The sequence below is a fragment of the Microbacterium sp. SORGH_AS_0862 genome (assembly GCF_030818795.1).
In the GTDB taxonomy this organism is placed as follows: Bacteria; Actinomycetota; Actinomycetes; order Actinomycetales; family Microbacteriaceae; genus Microbacterium.
Map to the genome: position 1 here is coordinate 629,030 of NZ_JAUTAY010000001.1, position 17,593 is coordinate 646,622.

Annotated in this window: 15 protein-coding genes and 1 pseudogene; 6 read left to right on the plus strand and 10 right to left on the minus strand. The window is 65.4% G+C overall.

The features are described 5' to 3' along the window. Positions 1-2 precede the first annotated feature (2 nt). Positions 3-1,139, minus strand: coding sequence for a UDP-galactopyranose mutase (gene glf / locus QE377_RS03015; protein ID WP_307319601.1), 1,137 nt, complete (start codon positions 1,137-1,139; stop codon positions 3-5). A 67-nt stretch (positions 1,140-1,206) separates the two neighbouring features. Here glf and QE377_RS03020 point away from each other — a divergent pair, with 67 nt between their 5' ends. Further along, entirely contained in the window at positions 1,207-2,220 is a 1,014-nt protein-coding gene (locus QE377_RS03020; protein ID WP_307319602.1) for a glycosyltransferase, read from the plus strand. Positions 2,221-2,251: 31 nt separating this feature from the next. Here the strand turns inward: QE377_RS03020 and QE377_RS03025 are convergent, their stop codons facing one another. Further along, positions 2,252-3,229 (minus strand): IS481 family transposase, encoded by a 978-nt coding sequence (locus tag QE377_RS03025; protein ID WP_307319603.1) that lies wholly within the window; start codon positions 3,227-3,229, stop codon positions 2,252-2,254. 91 nt (positions 3,230-3,320) lie between these two features. Continuing rightward, the gene (locus QE377_RS03030) at positions 3,321-3,800 is read right to left on the minus strand and encodes a GtrA family protein (protein ID WP_307319605.1); all 480 of its coding nucleotides are present in this window, start codon (positions 3,798-3,800) and stop codon (positions 3,321-3,323) included. A gap of 101 nt (positions 3,801-3,901) precedes the next feature. Here QE377_RS03030 and QE377_RS03035 point away from each other — a divergent pair, with 101 nt between their 5' ends. Further along, positions 3,902-4,843, plus strand: coding sequence for a glycosyltransferase (locus tag QE377_RS03035; RefSeq protein ID WP_307319607.1), 942 nt, complete (start codon positions 3,902-3,904; stop codon positions 4,841-4,843). 7 nt (positions 4,844-4,850) lie between these two features. Here the strand turns inward: QE377_RS03035 and QE377_RS03040 are convergent, their stop codons facing one another. The 3 genes from QE377_RS03040 to QE377_RS03050 form a co-directional block, all read right to left on the minus strand. Next, a complete protein-coding gene (locus QE377_RS03040; RefSeq protein ID WP_307319608.1) occupies positions 4,851-6,380 on the minus strand; it encodes a DUF2142 domain-containing protein in 1,530 nt (509 codons plus the stop codon). Positions 6,381-6,412: 32 nt separating this feature from the next. Beyond that, the gene (locus QE377_RS03045) at positions 6,413-7,459 is read right to left on the minus strand and encodes an ABC transporter ATP-binding protein (RefSeq protein WP_307319609.1); all 1,047 of its coding nucleotides are present in this window, start codon (positions 7,457-7,459) and stop codon (positions 6,413-6,415) included. Between the two features lie 146 nt (positions 7,460-7,605). Further along, on the minus strand, positions 7,606-8,517 hold the full coding sequence (locus QE377_RS03050; protein WP_307319610.1) for an ABC transporter permease: 912 nt from the start codon (positions 8,515-8,517) through the stop codon (positions 7,606-7,608). Positions 8,518-8,634: 117 nt separating this feature from the next. Here QE377_RS03050 and QE377_RS03055 point away from each other — a divergent pair, with 117 nt between their 5' ends. Further along, positions 8,635-9,720, plus strand: a complete 1,086-nt coding sequence (locus QE377_RS03055; protein WP_307319611.1) for an NAD(P)-dependent oxidoreductase — start codon at positions 8,635-8,637, stop codon at positions 9,718-9,720. Then, complete coding sequence (locus tag QE377_RS03060; protein ID WP_307319612.1) at positions 9,717-10,562, plus strand: NAD(P)-dependent oxidoreductase; 846 nt, start codon at positions 9,717-9,719, stop codon at positions 10,560-10,562. Before QE377_RS03055 ends, QE377_RS03060 begins: the two co-directional genes overlap by 4 nt. Positions 10,563-10,571: 9 nt before the next feature. Here the strand turns inward: QE377_RS03060 and QE377_RS03065 are convergent, their stop codons facing one another. From QE377_RS03065 to rfbA, 4 genes are all read right to left on the minus strand, one after another. Beyond that, positions 10,572-11,771, minus strand: a complete 1,200-nt coding sequence (locus tag QE377_RS03065) for a hypothetical protein (RefSeq protein ID WP_307319613.1) — start codon at positions 11,769-11,771, stop codon at positions 10,572-10,574. Beyond that, on the minus strand, positions 11,768-12,985 hold the full coding sequence (locus QE377_RS03070; RefSeq protein ID WP_307319614.1) for an acyltransferase: 1,218 nt from the start codon (positions 12,983-12,985) through the stop codon (positions 11,768-11,770). Before QE377_RS03070 ends, QE377_RS03065 begins: the two co-directional genes overlap by 4 nt. Beyond that, positions 12,948-14,936 (minus strand): rhamnan synthesis F family protein, encoded by a 1,989-nt coding sequence (locus QE377_RS03075; RefSeq protein WP_307319615.1) that lies wholly within the window; start codon positions 14,934-14,936, stop codon positions 12,948-12,950. The genes QE377_RS03070 and QE377_RS03075 overlap by 38 nt, the downstream gene beginning before the upstream one ends. 77 nt (positions 14,937-15,013) lie before the next feature. Beyond that, a complete protein-coding gene (gene rfbA / locus QE377_RS03080) occupies positions 15,014-15,889 on the minus strand; it encodes a glucose-1-phosphate thymidylyltransferase RfbA (RefSeq protein WP_307319616.1) in 876 nt (291 codons plus the stop codon). A 61-nt stretch (positions 15,890-15,950) separates the two neighbouring features. Here rfbA and rfbB point away from each other — a divergent pair, with 61 nt between their 5' ends. Next, positions 15,951-16,949 carry a dTDP-glucose 4,6-dehydratase gene (rfbB, locus tag QE377_RS03085; protein WP_307319617.1) on the plus strand — a complete coding sequence of 333 codons (999 nt, stop codon included), beginning with the start codon at positions 15,951-15,953 and terminating at the stop codon, positions 16,947-16,949. Positions 16,950-16,969: 20 nt separating this feature from the next. Next, a pseudogene (locus QE377_RS03090) lies at positions 16,970-17,506 on the plus strand (dTDP-4-dehydrorhamnose 3,5-epimerase family protein); the annotation flags it as partial. Between the last annotated feature and the right edge of the window lie 87 nt (positions 17,507-17,593).

Here is a 17,593-nt window from a genome sequence, read left to right on the forward strand (position 1 = left end):
TATCAGGCGAGGGTGTTGTGCCACATCGACAGCGCGGAACCGATCGCCATGTGCATGTCGAGGTACTGGTAGGTCCCGAGCCGTCCGCCGAAGTGCACGTCGCGTTCCCCTTTCGCCAGCTCTCGGTATGCCAGAAGCCCCGCACGGTCCTGTGGGGTGTTCACGGGATAGTACGGCTCGTCCTCGCGCGTCGCGAAACGAGAGAACTCTCGGACGATGACGGTGCGATCCTTCGGGTAACGGTCGACCCGCTCGGGGTGGAAGTGCTTGAACTCATGGATGCGGGTAAAGGGCACATCGGCGTCCGCATAGTTCATGACGCTCGTTCCCTGGAAGTCCGCGATGTCCAGCACTTCCCGATCGAAATCGAGAGTGCGCCACGATAGTGCGCCCTCCGCGTCATCGAAGTAGCGGTCGATCGGCCCCGTGTAGACCACGGGTACCTGACCCACGACGTCGCGTTTGTTGATCGGCTGCGACGTGTCGAAGAAGTCGCTGTCGAGGCGCACCTCGATGTTCGGGTGCTCCACCATCCGTTCGAGCCATGCCGTGTAGCCGTCGACGGGCAGGCCCTCCCACGTGTCGTTGAAGTAGCGATTGTCGTAGGTATAGCGCACGGGCAGTCGCGAGATGATCTCAGGGGGCAGCTCATGAGGGTCGGTCTGCCACTGCTTCGCGGTGTAGTCCCGGATGAATGCCTCGTACAACGGACGCCCGATCAGCCCGATGGCGCGCTCCTCGAGGTTCTGCGCCCGCTTCGGATCGAACTCGCGCGCCAGCTCTTGGATCAGCGCCCGCGCCTCGCCGGGGGTGTAGGCGGACTGGAAGAACTGATTGATGGTGCCGAGGTTTATCGGCAGCGGGTAGACGATGCCCCGGTGTGTTGTGTAGACGCGATGCACGTAGTCGGTGAACGCGGTGAAGCGGTTCACGTACTGCCAGACCGTGGCGTTCGAAGTATGGAAGAGGTGGGCACCGTAGGTATGGACCTCGATCCCCGTGGCGGGATCCACCTCAGAGTAAGCATTCCCGCCGATGTGATGCCGCCGCTCGAGAACGGTCACCTTCCGACCGGCCGCGGCCGCACGCTCGGCGACCGTCAGACCGAACAGGCCAGAGCCGACGATGAGGAGATCCATACTCTCCAACTTAAGTCACGCTCCTGGCGCCGCGCGGACCGAGAGGGCGACCGATTACCATGAGTCGGTGACGGACACCGCCCCCGCCCCCGCCCCACTGGTATCGGTCATCGTGCCCGTATACAACTCCGTGGCCTTTGTGCGCGCCTGCGCAGAGTCGATCCTGCGGCAGACGCACCGGAACCTGCAGCTCATCCTCGTGGACGACGGATCCACCGACGGGTCGGCGCAGCTCTGCGACGATCTGGCACGCGAAGATGCCCGCGTCCTCGCCATCCACCAGCGCAACGGCGGGATCGGCGCCGCGCAGAACGCGGGACTGGATGCGGCAGCCGGTGAGCTGATCACTTTCTGCGACAACGACGATCTCATGAGCCCCCACCTCATTACGCGACTCGTCGCGATCATGATGGAATCCGGTGCGGATATGAGCTGCTGCCGCTGGCGCAATGTCGGGGCGAGCGTGGCGGAGCGCGAACTCGAGGCGCACCGTGACGATCCACCCGGGCGCTGGATCGTATTCGACGACCCGGCGCGCAGCTACCAGTCGGTCTTCAGCCTTGCGTTGCGTCGTGCGACCGGCCAGGAACTGAAGTACTTCAGCGAAGCGAACTGGGGCAAGCTCTACCGGAGCTCCCTCTTCGACGGCGTCCGGTTCCCCGAAGGCCGCTATGCGCAGGATGTCGCCGTCGCGATGGATCTCTACACCTCGATGCACACCGTGGCGTCCTGCGAGGATGAGCTGTACTACTGGCTGCAGCGCGGCGACAGCGTGTCGCACTCCCTGCGGTCAGCGGGTTACTACCACGACATCGTGACCGCCCACGCGGCCTCATTCCGCGTTGCGCAGCGGGCCGGCATAACACCGGCGCGCGCCTATTACGGGTTGACGGCGCTCTCCTACGAGAAGCGCAGCGCGCGCACCCCGCAAGAACGCGAGCAGTACGAGCGAGACCATGCGCTCGTGCGCGGCCTCCATCGGTCACTCAGTCTCCGCGCGCGCGCTTGGTGCGCTCTCCTGCTTGCCATCAGACGCCTCGAGGTCGTCGTCTACAACCGCACGGTGCACCGGCGTCGCTGAGGACACGTCCCGCGCGGCTAGGTGTACCCGGTCATGAGGTTGGTGACACCCGGCTGATTGGGGGTTGGCCGCCGCAGGCGGTGTGTGCTCGAGCGTAGTTGTAGTGCTCGAGCCAGGGCGCGAGCGCTTCGGAGCGGTGCTGGTTGGAGACGTAGGGGGCCCGGTAGGCCCAGTGTTCCTGCATGGTCCGGTTGAATCGTTCGGCTTTGCCGTTCTGCCAGGGGCAGTGCGGCTTGGTGGTGATGTGCCTCGCGTTGAGGAGGGACAGCTGGCCTTGGAACGCGGCCGAGACGGTGTAGTTCTTGGCGTTGTCGGTCATGACCTCACGGATGTGGATCCCGTGACGGGTGAAGAACTCGGTCGCGGCGGCGAGGAACGCTGCGCAGGTGGTGCCCTTCTCGTCCGGCAGGATCTGCGCGAACGCGAGGCGGGAGTGGTCGTCGACGGCGACATGGACGTAGTCAAAGCCAAGCCTGACCTTCCGGTCCCGACCGCTGTGATGGTCGATCGTGGCGGGGCCTTGGACGCGCCAGCCGCCGCCTTCGGGGATGCGGCCGAGCTTCTTCACATCGATGTGGATCAGATCCCCTGGGGCGTCACGCTCGTAGCGGACCTGGGTGCGCCGTGACGCGCGCAACGCGATGCCGGTGACCGGATCCAGCTCGTGCAGCGCCGGCAGCCCCGCCTTCGCGATCAGCCGGGAAACGGTGCGCGGGCTGGCCCCGCAAGCGCGGGCGATGTCGTCGCGCCCGAGCCGCTCACGCGAGCGCAGCTCAACGACGGCGGCTGCTGTCGCGGCGGCAGTCGCCGTCGGAGACGACACCGGACGCGAAGACCGATCGGACAGCCCTGCTTCGCCCGCAGCGCGGTAGCGGGCCAGCCAGCGATGAGCGCACTGACGCGAGACGCCCATCTCCTTGGCAACGTGCGAGACGGGACGTCCGCCGAGAACCCGGCGCACGAGAATCAGACGACCCGCGACAGTGAGCCGCGCATTACGGTGGACCAAGAGAAGGCCTCCACTTCGGTGACGTTAGACACCACCAATCGTGGAGGCCTTCTCCCTATCCGAATGTCACCAACCTCATGACCGGGTACAGCTAGACGCCAGCGCCCTCCGTGCCGGCGGCAGCCTTCGGGCGAGCGTCAGGGAAGACCCATCGGTCGTAAGTGAAGAAACGGAAGATCGTGGCGAGCGCCTGTCCAACGAGCGTGCCGGAGATGTTGTCCGGCAGCGGCCCCTCCAGATGCAGCACGTACCGCGAAAAAGCGAGACATCCGAGCTGCAGCCCCATCGCCACCAGATTGAGGATGACGAAGATCACGTACCGGTTGAAGCGGCGCTCGATGTGGCGAGACCCGAATGTCCAGTAGCGGTTGCCGACGTACGTCGCGACCGTTGCAACGGTGATCGCGACGATCTTGGCGATCAAGGGGACGTCGTAGAGCGGGCCCACTCCGGTCAGCCCGAAGGCCAGGAGGTTGAAGACGGCGGCGTCAACCAGGAACGCCGCACCGCCGACCACCAGGAACGCGCCGCCACGGCGCGCAAGTGCTCCCAGTCTGCCCGGTTCCGTCACGTGCGCCTCTTCCCCCCGTTTGCCGGGCCGCCATCATGATAACTTGGATGGCGTTGTGAACCCGGAGCCGGGGTCCGCCGAAAGCACCTGGAGGAGCGGAAATGCCCCCGTCCCACACGCCGTCTATTGCCGCCATCGTGCCGTGCTACAACGAAGAACTCGCGATCGGCAAGGTCGTCGCTGATCTGCGCGAAGCCGTGCCCGAGATGGCCATCTACGTCTATGACAACAACAGTTCGGATGAGACGGCGCGCGTGGCCCGCGAGGCGGGCGCGATCGTGCGGCACGAGTCCACCAAGGGCAAAGGCAACGTGGTACGTCGTGCCTTCGCCGACGTGGAGGCCGACATCTACGTCCTCATCGACGGCGACGACACGTACGCGACGCGCGACCTGCCCCGCATGATCGATGCACTCCGTTCCGGCCCGTTCGACCATGTTCTCGGCGTGCGTCGCCAAGAGACGGCCGGTGCCTACCGGCCGGGGCACGAGCTGGGCAACAAGGGCTTTAACTGGTTCGTGAGCCGCGTCTTCAAGTCGCGCGTGGAAGACATGCTCAGCGGCTACCGCGTCTTCTCCCGCCGCTTCGTCAAGAGTTTCCCGGCGCTGTCGCGCGAGTTCGAGATCGAGACCGAGCTCACGGTGCACGCCATGAGCCTGCGTGTTCCGCAGGTCGAGGTTCCCGTCGGATTCAAGGATCGCCCCGCAGGCAGCGAGAGCAAGCTCAGAACCTACCACGACGGGTTCCGAATCCTCTCGCTCATCATCGGCCTCATCCGTCACGAGCGCCCGTTCCTCTTCTATGGAATCGTGGGCGTGTTGCTTGCGCTGGTCGCTCTGCTGATCGGCGCACCTGTCGTAGCGGAGTACTTCCAGACAGGTCTCGTCCCCCGGCTTCCTTCCGCCCTCCTCAGCGTCGGCATCGCGATCCTGGCCTTTCTGTCCTGGACGATCGGACTGATCCTCGACGGCGTGCTCAAGGCGCGTCGCGAGTTCAGCCGCTTGAACTACCTCACTCACGCCGCCGTGCTCGGCGAAGACTGACGAGGCCTCAGGTCGCGGACAGCGGCTGCGGGGCGTCGACGGCGTCTCGGCGAGAGGTTCTTGTGAGCAGCACGGCGGTGATGATCCAACTGGCCAGCGCTGCCGCGAGGATGAGCGCGATCGGGATCAACGGGAGCCAGGGGTCTGCGATGAGGCTGACCCACGGACCGTTGGCGCCGTTCACGTAGCGGTGCAGGTTGAAGGCCAGAGCCACGATCTGGTAGGCGCCGACGAGGACGACGACCACTCGCAAGATGGCCCCCGATGCCCTATCCAGCACCGAAGTCCGGGCGGCGAGGAATCCTGAGAGCAGCGGCGCCAGAACGGCCAGAGGCAGCACATACTTGCCCTGCCACACCATGCCCGACTGGTGGAAGCTCCCCAGCTGCACCACGATCGGAAGCGCGAACGACAGCAGGAGGACGAGGGCCACGGCCAGACGTCCGCGCCAACCGGCGAACGACAGCCCGAGAATCGCTATGGTCACACTCACTCCGCCGATCAGCACCAGCAGCCACACCGGAAGGTGCACGTCTCCCCACCCGAAGGTGCCGAGGATCTGCTCGAGGTAGTAGTCGGTGTTGTGCACCATCTGCGACACGACATCCCGCGCGGTCAGGGTGGGATCAGGGTAGACGATGCCGAGGGCCAGGCTTCCGGAGGCGAGCGTGTAGACGAGCGCTGTGACCCCGAGGACGACGCACGCAGCCAAGGGGAGCCAGAACTTTCTGTCTCGGACGACATCGGCGATGACGCGGAACCGAGGCGCAGCCAGCATGACCAGCGCGACGATCAGGGCGACGTAGAGCGGGCTGAGCCCGCGCGCGAGCACGAAGAAGGCGGCGCCGGCCACGAGGCTCCACGAACGCACTCGGAGCAGGCCGGGATGCGGCTCGAAGACGATGCTCAAGAGGCTGACGGCGACGAGGATCGCACCGAAGATCTCGGGCCCCTGCGGCGTCATCGACCCGCCGATGAAGAAGGTCATTGGCGTCATCGCTGCCAACACGCCCACCGTGGGCAGTGCTCGGCGGCGCAGAGTGCTCAGCACGCCGAAGGTGAGCGCGACGAGTCCGGCGTTGAGAGCAGCACTCATCAGCCGCATGGCGGTGAAGGTCCACTCCGAGAGGGGGAAGAGCGAGGGGATACCGATGATCGCGTAGTACAGGGGATTGTAACGAGCGACGTGCGAGGCCACTTCCACCGTCTCGTTCAGATCGCCGGCGATGGGCGCGGCGCAACTGGCGGGCGTATCCGGCTGGAATGCGTAGCAGGCCTGGGCCCACGCCTGCTGGAACAGATCCGGCAACGCGAAGGTCCCGCGGCCGGGGTTGTAGTCCGACTCATCGGCGACGAAGTCGCCTCGCACGGTCGCAGCCGCCTTGGCAGCGTGGGCCGGCTCATCGGGAGAAGCCATGTGCGGGCTCGCGAACGACCACGAGCCCAGAAAGACGAAGGCAAGGATCCACGTGATCCAGATGGTTCGGCGCGTCGACGATCGCTGAGCGGGCACGGCGGAAGCAACGGAGGCAGACACGTCTTCCACCCTATGCGAGAGCGCGTGCGGCGCTAACTCGCGGTGATCCGCGCCGCGACGGTTCCGAGATTGGCGCTGTCGTCCTTCACGGTGAAACGCGCACCCTGCCACAGGACGTGCGAGTCGATGTCTATGACTTCCGACGCATTCGCATTGACGAAGTACTGCCCCGGGCCGAAGTTGGCACTCTCGATGGCGAAGTCCATGTATCCGGTGCGGGACTCCAGCGGAGGGAGATCGATGCCGAGTCGTTCGGTATTCGAGGCGAGCACCATCTGCCCCGTGGGGGTGTCGATGCTGAAGCCTGTTGCCCAGCGCGGCATAGGCCCACGCGCACGCACGTGCAGGCGCACCGTGATCGGTTCTCCGGGCCGGATGATCTTGACCGGGGCGCCCTGTGCGTCCAGTACCTGGATACGTTTCACCTCGATGGGTTTCTCCGGCTCTGGCGGAGGCTTCTCCCCCACGCGGCGACCTTCGAGGACATCGCGCAAGGCCGCGATGGCGTCGTTCGCCGTGCCGTCGAAGACGAGATCGCCGTCTTTGAGGACGATGCCGCGATCGCACAGCTCTGCGACCTGTGCTGCGGAATGCGAGACCAGGATGATGGTCCGCCCTTCCGTGCGGAACTTCGCGATGCGCTCCATGCACTTGCGTTGGAACGCCTCGTCACCGACCGCGAGCACTTCGTCGACGAGCAGCACGTCGGGATCGGTGTGCACCGCGACGGCGAAGGCCAGACGCACGAACATGCCGGATGAATAGAACTTCACCTGGGTGTCGATGAAATCGCCGATGCCACTGAACTCGTGAATGGCATCGAACTGCCGTTCGGTCTCCTCGCGACTGAGCCCCATGATCGAAGCGTTGAGGTAGACGTTCTCACGCCCACTCAGGTCCGGATGGAATCCCGCACCGAGCTCGAGCAGCGCCGCCATCCGACCACGAGTCAGTACGCGCCCGGAACTCGGCGAGACGATGCCGCCGATGAGCTTGAGCAGCGTGCTCTTGCCCGACCCGTTGGGGCCGAGCAGCCCGACGGTGGTGCCGGCCTGAATGGTGAGCGACACATCATCCACAGCTGTGTAGAGCTGCTTGTGCTCGCGCCCCAGCTTGCCGAGGTGGAAGAGGCGATCCTTGAGGGTGTTGTCCTTGCGGACGGTGAACGTCTTGGATACGCCCTCGACGCGGACGACGTCGGGACCGGGTTCGGTGGAGACGACCATCACAGCTCCTGCGCGAAATTGCCCTGCAACCGGGTGAAAACCCGGTGTGCAAAGAACACGAGAACGAGACCGATGAGGCCGGCGATCAGCATCCGCAGTCCGAGTTCCGGCGGGTAGTCGGCCGCCGTTCCGCCGCCCCAGAAGGCGCGGTGGAAGCCCAGCACTCCCAGCGTGATCGGGTTGTTGATGTAGATCTCGAACACCCAGCCCGGAACGCGCATCGACTGAAACGCCGACGACGCCATGGTCCAGGTGTAGACGATGGGAGAGCCCCACATGGCGAGCATCACGAGCAGGTCGGTCAGGTATTGGATGTCGCGGAGATACACGTTCAGCGCCGAGAGCAGCAGACCCACTGCGATTCCGTAGACGAGCATCAGCGCCACCGACGGGAAGAACCAGAGCATGTCGACGGGGGCCGGCAGCGCCTGCAGCGCGACGGCCGCGACCAGCAGTACCAGGCACTGGACGAGGAACATGAACCCCGCGCCGCCGACACTCGCGAGCGGGAAGATCTCACGCGGGAGGTAGATCTTCTTCACCAGGCCGGAGTTGGCCAGAATCGAGCTCGTCGCACCGACCACCATCTCCGAGAAGAAGGCATAAAGGGTCAGACCCGAGAACAGATAGACGGCGAAGTCCGGGACGCCCTCCGCGGCTCGGAGGAACTTGCCGAGCACCACGAAGTACATGACGAAGACGATGATCGGGCGGATGAGTGTCCAGAGGAAACCCAGGACGCTGTCGCGGTAGCGCGACTGGAGGTCTCGTCGTACCAGCAGCGCGAGCAGCTCGCGACGTTCGAAGATCTCCCTGATCTTGCCGCCCTTGACCGGCAGTGCAAGTCCGGACGCATCCGTCCGGGTGAAGGGCGATGCCGCGAGTCGGGAAAATCGGGCCGTCGTGTCCACGTGCTCCACTATCGTCAAGGCCAACCAAGCCACTATAACTGAGCCCGCACCGTAGCCGGACACCGCGTCCGCTAGGCTGGTTCGCCGAACGCCCTGCTCATCCGAACCAGGAGATCTATGCCCTCTCGTCGAACCGGCGGCGTGCTCGTCACCGGCGGAGCAGGCTTCATCGGCAGTGCGTTGTCACGACTCGCCGCACCCAGCGCCGCGCGCTGGGTCGCGCTCGACTCGCTCAATCGCCGCATCCACGAGACTCCCGGACGCCCGCCCGCCCTCGACCCTGCCGCCGAACTGGTCGTCGGCGACATCGTCGATGAGCGCGCCTGGGACGAGGTCCTGGACGATTGGCACCCCGACACCGTCGTCCACCTCGCAGCAGAGACGGATACGGGGCTGTCGCTGACCTCCCCGACACGATTCACCCGCACCAACGTGGACGGCACGGCACAACTGCTCGAAGCACTCGACCGCCACGACGCTCGTCCCCGCCGCATCGTGGTCGCGTCCTCGCGCGCCGTCTACGGCGAAGGAACCTGGACCGACCGACGCACCGGAGCAGCGGGGCCACGTCCCCAGCGCAGTCGACAGCAGCTGCAGCAAGGCCAATGGGATTTCCCCGACGCGTCGCCGGTCGTCACGCGCGCGGGTGTCACCCGCGAGCACCCCACGAATGTGTACGGCGTCACGAAGCTGGCTCAAGAAGGGCTGCTCAGCTCGTGGTGCGGAGCGTACGACGTCGCCTTGACTATCCTGCGACTGCAGAATGTCTACGGCCCGGGCCAGTCGCTGATCAACCCCTACACCGGCATCCTGGCGCTGTTCGTGCGCCAGTCGGCCGCGGGAATACCTATCGGCGTCTACGAGGACGGTCAGATGCTCCGCGACTTCGTCCACATCGACGACGTGGCACGCGCGTTCGCCACTGTCGTCGGAGACGGGTATACCGAACCCGGCGTCCGAACGCTCGACATCGGCACGGGCCGGCCGGCGACGGTGCTGGAGATGGCCTCCGCACTCGCCGCGAGCTTCGGTGCTCCGTCCCCGGTGATCACCGGGGAGTTCCGCGAGGGAGACATCCGTCACGCCTGGTGCACCGTGGACGAGGCGTCCGAGCATCTCGGCTGGCGGGCGCGCGTCGACTGGGAGGACGGCCTCCGCGACTACGCCGACTGGTATCGCAAACGACAGGAACAGGCATCGTGACCGGACCCACCCCACGCACCATCGTCACCGGCGCAGGCGGTTATCTCGGGCCGCACGTGGTCAGCGCACTCGCCGACCGCGGGCATGAGGTCGTTGCCGTCGTGCGACCCGGTTCGACCACCCTGCTCGATGCACGCGCAACCCGTTTCGAGGCTGACATCCTCGCCCCGGAGTTCGACATCCCCTCATGGGGTCGCTCGGATGCGGTCGTTCACCTCGCGTGGAAGGACGGCTTCACCCACAACTCGCGCGCGCACATGGAGCAGCTCTCCGCCCACTACCGGCTGCTCAGTTCCCTGGCCGACGCCGATGTGGCCCGCATCGTCGCGCTGGGCACGATGCACGAGATCGGCTACTGGGAGGGCGCGATCGAGGCGGACACTCCGACGGCCCCGAAGTCGCTGTACGGCATCGCCAAGGACGCTCTGCGTCGAGCCCTCGAGGTGGACGTCGCGCCGCGGACCAGCCTGGCGTGGGCTCGCGCGTACTACATCTATGGCGACGATCGCCGCAACAAGTCGATCTTCACGAAGCTGTTGGAAGCCGCCGACGAGGGACGCAGCACCTTCCCCTTCACATCGGGCCGCAACGAGTACGACTTCATCCGGGTCGAAGAGCTCGGCCGGCAACTGGCCGCGCTCACCGACGCCGTAGACGTCGTCGGCACCCTCAACTGCTCGACGGGTGTTCCGGTCAGCTTGGCCGCGAAGGTCGAGGAGTTCATCGCCGAGAACTCTCTGGCCCTGAAGCTCGAGTACGGCGCTTTCCCTGACCGCCCTTACGATTCGCCCGGAGTCTGGGGCGACGCCACCGTCATCCGCGAAGTGATGTCGCGCGGCTGACCGGTCTGGTCAGAACCCGCTGCCGGTGGGCGGCGCGTTCACGAGATGCCGCTCGGCGAGCTGGATGATGACGACGTTTGGCTTGTACTGATCGACCAGGGTCGCGAAGTTCGGCGGATTCGACCAGTCGTCGTAGCGATGCTGAATCTGCCACGTCTGGGCATACTGATGGGCCCAGAGGCTCGAGAGGGCATTGCCCATCGAGTCCCGCAACACCAGGGCGGTCTGGGCCGACGCCGGGTTCTCGGCGCGCGTCGTCGCGGGTAGCCGAAGCAGATCGATCGGAGTGGCGCCGGTGACGCTCGTCGTCGCACCGACGCCGTCCGTCACGTCGATCGGAGTCGGCTCCGTCGCGTACCGGGGTGCGGTCCACGCAGGTCCGGCATCCGGGATCCCGTACGAGGCGTACTCGTTGAAGATGCCGGTGGACTCCACACCGACCGTCTCAGGCACGGTCACGGCGGGCGCTGCGGGATACAGGGCAGCATGACAACGCGCATATGTCTGCCAGCCGACGTATCCGCCCCAATCGGTCCAGTGGCTGTTCACGGGTGTGAAAACGGCGTCGTCACGCGCTGCGTCACGCAGTTCGGGTCGGAAGTCGACCATGGGCAGGTCTGGCGATGCAGCGAGAAGCTGATCGAGCGGAGTCGAGCCGCGCACTCCCTGCGCCCATTCCGGCAGCTTTTCCGGGTACACGCTCGACGCCGAGGGCGTCACCTGGATGCTGAGTTCGATACCGCGCGCGTCCAGGGCCTTCGCGATGGATGCGAAGTAGTTGCGCCACGCCGCGACCTCGGTCACGGTCAGCAGTCGGCGTCCGACGGCCTGCGAGAAATTCGACTCGACCTGGTCGTTGTAGAACGCCCATCCGTCCAATCCGCTCACGACGGGTCCCGCCAGCGCATCGGCGTTCTGTCGCCAGACATCGTTCGCGGCAGACGGATCGCTGATCCATGGCTCCGTGGCCGGGGCTTCCGACGCGGGACGGCAGGCGGCTCCGCCCAGCGTCGCTGCGTCGTCACTCGTGACCGGTGCGATCACGGCCGCATCGGCGTCGAGACGCGCCTGCACCGTCCACCCGACGATCGCAGCGACGAGCGATGCGATGCCGACGATCACGAGAGGGACATCGCGGTACGGACGCCACCATCTCGGCGTCGGCACCCGCGCACCATGGACGACGTCCGCACCACCCGTCGCACTCACGCGGCACCTCCCGTCTTGAGCGACAATGCCCGCGTTCGCGCTGCCACGCGGCCCGGGTAGGTGGGATCGAATCGCCCGAGCACCCGGAGACGCAGCGGTTGCGTTCGGTCGAGCGCGACGGCCAGCCACTTCGGCGTCCAGTCCTTGAGCTGCAGTGCGGGACGTTCGACCAGATGCCAGCTCAGGTACGCGTAAGCATGGCAGCCGGCGACGATGACGAGGTGGTAGACCAGCCAACCCGCGCTCTGGAGGCCGAAGAACGCCGCGAACTGCATCAGCGGCCACGCGATGATGTAGATCCCGTAGGAGAAGTCCCCGTGCTTGTCCCAGTTGTTCAGCTTCTTCGCCTTGATCGCGAACCAGATGATCGCGTAGCAGAAGGCATACTGTCCGACGACGAGCCAGCCGCCCTTGGCGTACGTCCATCCTGCGACCGCGATGCACACCACGGCCAGCCTGTTGTCGATCGGGATCTTCTCGCCGAAGAGGGCGAAGATCATGCCGAAGGCGAACGGGGCGAGCAGCAGCAGGAACCGATAGTCGCCGAATGCGGGCGTGACCTGGGTCACGTTGCCGAAACCGAACCACTGCATCATGGCGAGCCCGATGATCCCGGCCGCCACGGCGCCGCCGATCGCGCGATGCACCAGCCCACCGGCGATACCGAGGACGCCGACGATGATGTATGCGGCGAACTCGAATCCGAGCGTCCAGGCGGAGCCGTTCCATTCGTACCCGCCATGCAGTTGGTAGAACGGCAGGCTGGTGCCCATACCGGCGATGTTGTGCTGCACAAGGGGCAGCCACATGTTGTTCGAGAAGTAGGTGAAGGGCGAGTCGGTGGTGGCCGTCCAGAAGCCGTCGATCGAGCCGCGCTCTCGGATCCAGGCGAGGGGTGCGAGCGCGTACGCCGTCACCAGCAGAACGAGGAACCAGCCGGGGAAGATTCGCATGATGCGTCGCCAGAAGTACCGCCCCGTCGACGCTCGCCCCTGCCGACTCTTCGTGATCAGGAATCCCGAGAGGAAGAAGAACCCCGCGACGGCGACGCCGCCGAGCGACTGCTCGTCGCTGAACTGCGTCCCCAGGTCGTGGCCTCCGTAGAAACCCGCGAGCGGGCCGGCGTGGGAGAAGATGACCGCGAAGGCCAGCAACCAGCGCAGGAACCCGATGGCGTTATTTCTCGGATCGAAGCTCTCCTTCAATGACGTCATCCTCGGCCTCCTCCCGGTAACGCTTCCATTCCTCCCAGTGGCGCAGGCGCCACAACCAGTGGTGCACGGTGCGCGCCGGACGCTCCAACGGGCTCAGCAGCTTCGCGAGACGCGGATGGTTGAGCTTCAGGTACACCCGGGTGAGGGCGACGATGCCGCCATGGCCCAGCCACCCCGCCCGATGCAGGAACTGGATCTGATCGATCGAGTAGCCGGGCATGGTCGCGCCCATCTGATCGAGCTTGTAGTCGAGGGCGGTGTGGCTGATCGAGGCCTGTTCGGTGCTGGCCACCGTACGGGTGTGGTAGCCCAGCTCGGCCGCCGCGTATGCGATGAGGCGCTCCTGGACGTGGGCGAGACTGCCGTCGAAGTGCTTCTTCGCAGGAGCATAGTCGGTGTACTTCCACGGATGCTCGACGAGCAGACGCAGAGCCTCCGGCCGACCGATCCACATGCATCCGTACGGGGCCAAGGGCGACACGTCGTCAAAAGGCACCCTGATTCCCAGCTCCGCTGCGAGCTTCTCGGCCGGTGCGCGATTCGCGTACCAGCCTCGTCCCATGGTGGGAAAGCCGATGTGGATCATGGGAGGGAACACGATCCCGAGCCCGGGCTCCTTCTGGAAGAGCGCTACGGCGTTCGCGGCGAATCCGGCAGAGTTCAGCACGTTATCCAGTTGCTGAAGCTTGAAATACCGACCCGCGTTGAAGGAGCTCTGGACCGTCTGCTTAGAGTGGATCTTCACCACGAGGTCGTAGCGACCCGGTTCGAGCACATCCTTCGAACCGATGAAGAAGGCGCTGAGATCCCGACCCCGGTTGGAGGGAAGCACCCGGACTTCCTTGGAGGAGACCTTCTCATCGCCCCGCCGATCGAGCACCTCGCGGATCCGGTCGGCTTTTGCGTCGTCGGTCGTGGTGATGAACAGATCGAACGGCACTGGAAGCATGACCAACCGATCCATCAGTTCATCGGTCATCTCCTCGTAGAAGATGTGCACCGCGGCGGCGATGCGAGGTGGGTTGTCTCGGTCGAACGACACGTCGACGTCGGGCAGGATCTCGAGCATCGACGCGTCCGCGTGCAGGTCCCGGGGCTTGGAGTTGCGTGCCAGGTTCTGGAAGAGCAGGCGCACGGGGTACCCGTGATGCTCGGCCCGCTTGATCGTCCAACGACCGATGACCGCGTGCTGGTCGAGGTAGGGCGGGAAGTGGAAGAACGCTCGTCGCTTGAGGACGGGGCAACCGTCGTCCATCAGCAGGTCCGCGTTGAGGAGCGCCGGATGCTCGGACGGGTAGTCCTCGTGCGAGAACGCGACCGCGGACGTGTACCCGAGCTCCTCGAAATGATGCGTGAAACGCGACTCATGCGAGAGGATCGAGTCCTCGTAGGTGGTGATCTGCGGCATGTCCCGCCAGTAGGCACGCCAGGCATCGCCCGTGAACATCTCGCGCCGGACCGCGATCCAGTGCGATTGCAGATGACGGTACAGGATGCCCTTCTTGGTGTACGGGTTCGGCTCCTGCTCGGGGTAATCGGTCATCCCCCAGAAATGCGCCGGCGTTGACTCCATGCGCGTGAACAGGGGCGCGAACGGGCGGACCGGTCCGAACCACGTGTAGTTCATCAGGATGAGCTCGTCGTACTCGGCGAGGCTCTCCTCACCGAAGTGAGCGAGCGCCTCTTTGTAGCCCCAGACGTCGAAGCCCACGTTCGGTCGTTCCCACACCGTGTCGGCGACGGACTCGAGCCGCGAACGTCCCTCGTCCCCGAGCATTCCGTTGAAGACGACGAACAGGTGGTCCGCGTGCTCCTTCAATCGCTCCAGCTTGTAGACGATGTAATCGTCCACCTCACCCCGCTTGTCGTAGAGGAGGTAGAAGACGACTCGCCTGCCGTCTGTGGGGAACGTGGGCGCCGACAACTCTTCGACACGTTGCTCGGTCTGCAATCTCACTCCTCGTCGGGGACGCCCAGGCCGCCCGTGGCGGCGACGCGTACGCGGCGCCTCCACGATTGTAAACGTCTCTAGCGGACGGGCCCCTGTTGCAACACTTCGAGCAGATAGCGACCGTAGCCGCTCTTCAGCAGCGGCTCCGCACGTTCGCGCAACTCGTCATCGGTGAGCCAGCCCATGCGCCAGGCGACCTCTTCGGGGCAGCCGATCGACAGCCCCTGCCGCTTCTGAACCGTGCGGATGAATTCCGTGGCCTCGCTCAGGGAGTCGAAGGTGCCTGTGTCCAGCCACGCTGTGCCGCGCGGAAGGATCTCCACGCGAAGCTCCCCGCGCTCGAGATACACACGATTCAGATCGGTGATCTCGAGTTCTCCGCGTGCGGACGGCTTGAGCTCGCGGGCGATCTCCACCACGTCGTTGTCGTAGAAGTACAGCCCCGGGATCGCGTAGTGACTCTTCGGGACCTCGGGCTTCTCCTCGATCGAGAGCGCTCTGCCGGCCTCGTCGAACTCCACAACGCCGTACGCGGTCGGGTCCGCCACCCAATACCCGAACACGGCAGCACCGGTCAGCTGCGTGTAGCGGCGAAGACGGGTGCCCATTCCCGGGCCGTAGAAGATGTTGTCGCCCAGCACGAGCGCGGCCGGTTCGTTCCCGATGTGCTCGGCACCGAGCGTGAACGCCTGAGCGAGCCCGTCGGGGGACGGCTGCTGCGCGTACGTCAACGAGACACCGAACCTCGAGCCGTCACCCAGCAGACGCTGGAACTGGTCGGCGTCGTGCGGCGTCGTGATCACCAGGATGTCGGTAATCCCGGCCAGCATGAGCGTCGTGAGCGGGTAGTAGATCATCGGCTTGTCGTACACCGGGACCAGTTGCTTCGATACGCCCATCGTGATGGGGTGAAGGCGCGAACCGGTTCCACCGGCCAGGATGATGCCACGCATGGGTTCTAGTCTCGCTCACCTTGCTGCGGGGTCCAAACCGGTCACGCACTATCGTGGATACATGCGCAGACTCCTTGTGACGGGCGGCGCCGGTTTCATCGGCTCGAATTTCGTCCACTACGTTCTCGAGCACACCGATGACCAGGTGACCGTCCTCGACAAGCTCACCTACGCCGGGGACCGTCGCTCCCTGGACGGACTCCCGCGCGAGCGCGTCCGGCTCGTGCACGGCGACATCTGCGACGCGGATCTCGTGGGGTCGCTCTTCGACGCGCACGACGCCGTGGTGCACTACGCCGCGGAGTCGCACAACGACAACTCGCTCTCCGGCCCCGCCCCGTTCGTGCAGACGAATCTCGTCGGCACGTTCACGCTGCTCGAAGCGGCGCGCCGCACCGGCGTACGCTTCCACCACATCTCCACGGACGAGGTGTACGGCGACCTGGAGTTTGACGATCCCGAACGGTTCACGGAGAGCACGCCGTACAACCCGTCGAGCCCCTATTCGTCCACGAAGGCGGGTTCCGATCTTCTCGTTCGCGCGTGGGTGCGCTCGTTCGGCGTGCAGGCCACCATCAGCAACTGCTCCAACAACTACGGTCCCCGTCAGCACGTGGAGAAGTTCATCCCCCGCCAGATCACGAACATCATCGACGGCGTCCGCCCGCGGCTGTACGGGGATGGCCTCAACGTGCGCGACTGGATCCACGCGGATGACCACTCTTCGGCTGTGCTTCGCATCCTCGATGCAGGCCGGATCGGCGAGACCTACCTCATCGGCGCCGACGGGGAGAAGACGAACCGCCAGGTCGTCGAGATGATCCTGGTGGGGATGGGCCGCGACGCTGACGCGTACGATCTGGTTACCGACCGCCCCGGCCACGACAAGCGGTACGCGATCGATTGGTCCAAGCTGCGCGATGAGCTGGGGTGGCAGCCGCAGTTCGCCGACTTCGCGTCGGGCATCGGCGCGACGATCGACTGGTATGTGGCGAACGAGCAGTGGTGGCGCCCGCAGAAGGCGGAGACCGAGCGCAAGTACGCGGAGGTCGGTCAGTGAGCGACGCTCTCCGCTTCGGATTGCCCCTCGCTCGCCACGAGACGACCATCGCCGGACTGCAGCGCTGGGACGTACCGGTGCACGGCGACAACCGCGGATGGTTCAAAGAGAACTGGCAGCGGGAGAAGATGGTGGGTCTGGGTCTGCCCGATCTGGGCCCTGTCCAGAACAACATCTCCTTCAACACGGCCGCAGGAACGACGCGAGGCATTCACGCTGAGCCCTGGGACAAGTTTATCTCCGTCGCAACGGGCAGTGTGTTCGGCGCGTGGGTCGATCTGCGCGAAGGTCCGGGCTTCGGTTCGGTTTACACGACGGTCATCTCCCCTTCGGTCGCTGTCTTCGTCCCCCGGGGCGTGGGAAACGCGTTCCAGACGCTCGAGCCGGCCACCGCATACTCGTATCTCGTGAACGAGCACTGGTCCGCGCAGGCGGAGTACACCTTCCTGAATCTGGCCGACGAGACTGTTCAGATCCCCTGGCCCATTCCGCTGGGGGACGCCGAGCTGTCCGACAAGGATCGGTCGCATCCTCGACTCGTCGACGTCGTGCCGATGCGATTCGGCGTCTGATTCGCAACGAGAGCGCGGCGCACCTGCCCTCCCGGGTGGTGCGCCGCGTTCTTGTTGTCGTCTGGCGCGGAT

What these genes read in the sequence shown, in the direction of transcription:
- glf (WP_307319601.1), bottom strand. Translation starts at nt 1,139, where the DNA reads ATGGATCTCCTCATCGTCGGCTCTGGCCTGTTCGGTCTGACGGTCGCC.
- QE377_RS03035 (WP_307319607.1), top strand. Translation starts at nt 3,902, where the DNA reads ATGCCCCCGTCCCACACGCCGTCTATTGCCGCCATCGTGCCGTGCTAC.
- QE377_RS03055 (WP_307319611.1), top strand. Translation starts at nt 8,635, where the DNA reads ATGCCCTCTCGTCGAACCGGCGGCGTGCTCGTCACCGGCGGAGCAGGC.
- QE377_RS03070 (WP_307319614.1), bottom strand. Translation starts at nt 12,985, where the DNA reads ATGACGTCATTGAAGGAGAGCTTCGATCCGAGAAATAACGCCATCGGG.
- rfbA (WP_307319616.1), bottom strand. Translation starts at nt 15,889, where the DNA reads ATGCGTGGCATCATCCTGGCCGGTGGAACCGGTTCGCGCCTTCACCCC.
- rfbB (WP_307319617.1), top strand. Translation starts at nt 15,951, where the DNA reads ATGCGCAGACTCCTTGTGACGGGCGGCGCCGGTTTCATCGGCTCGAAT.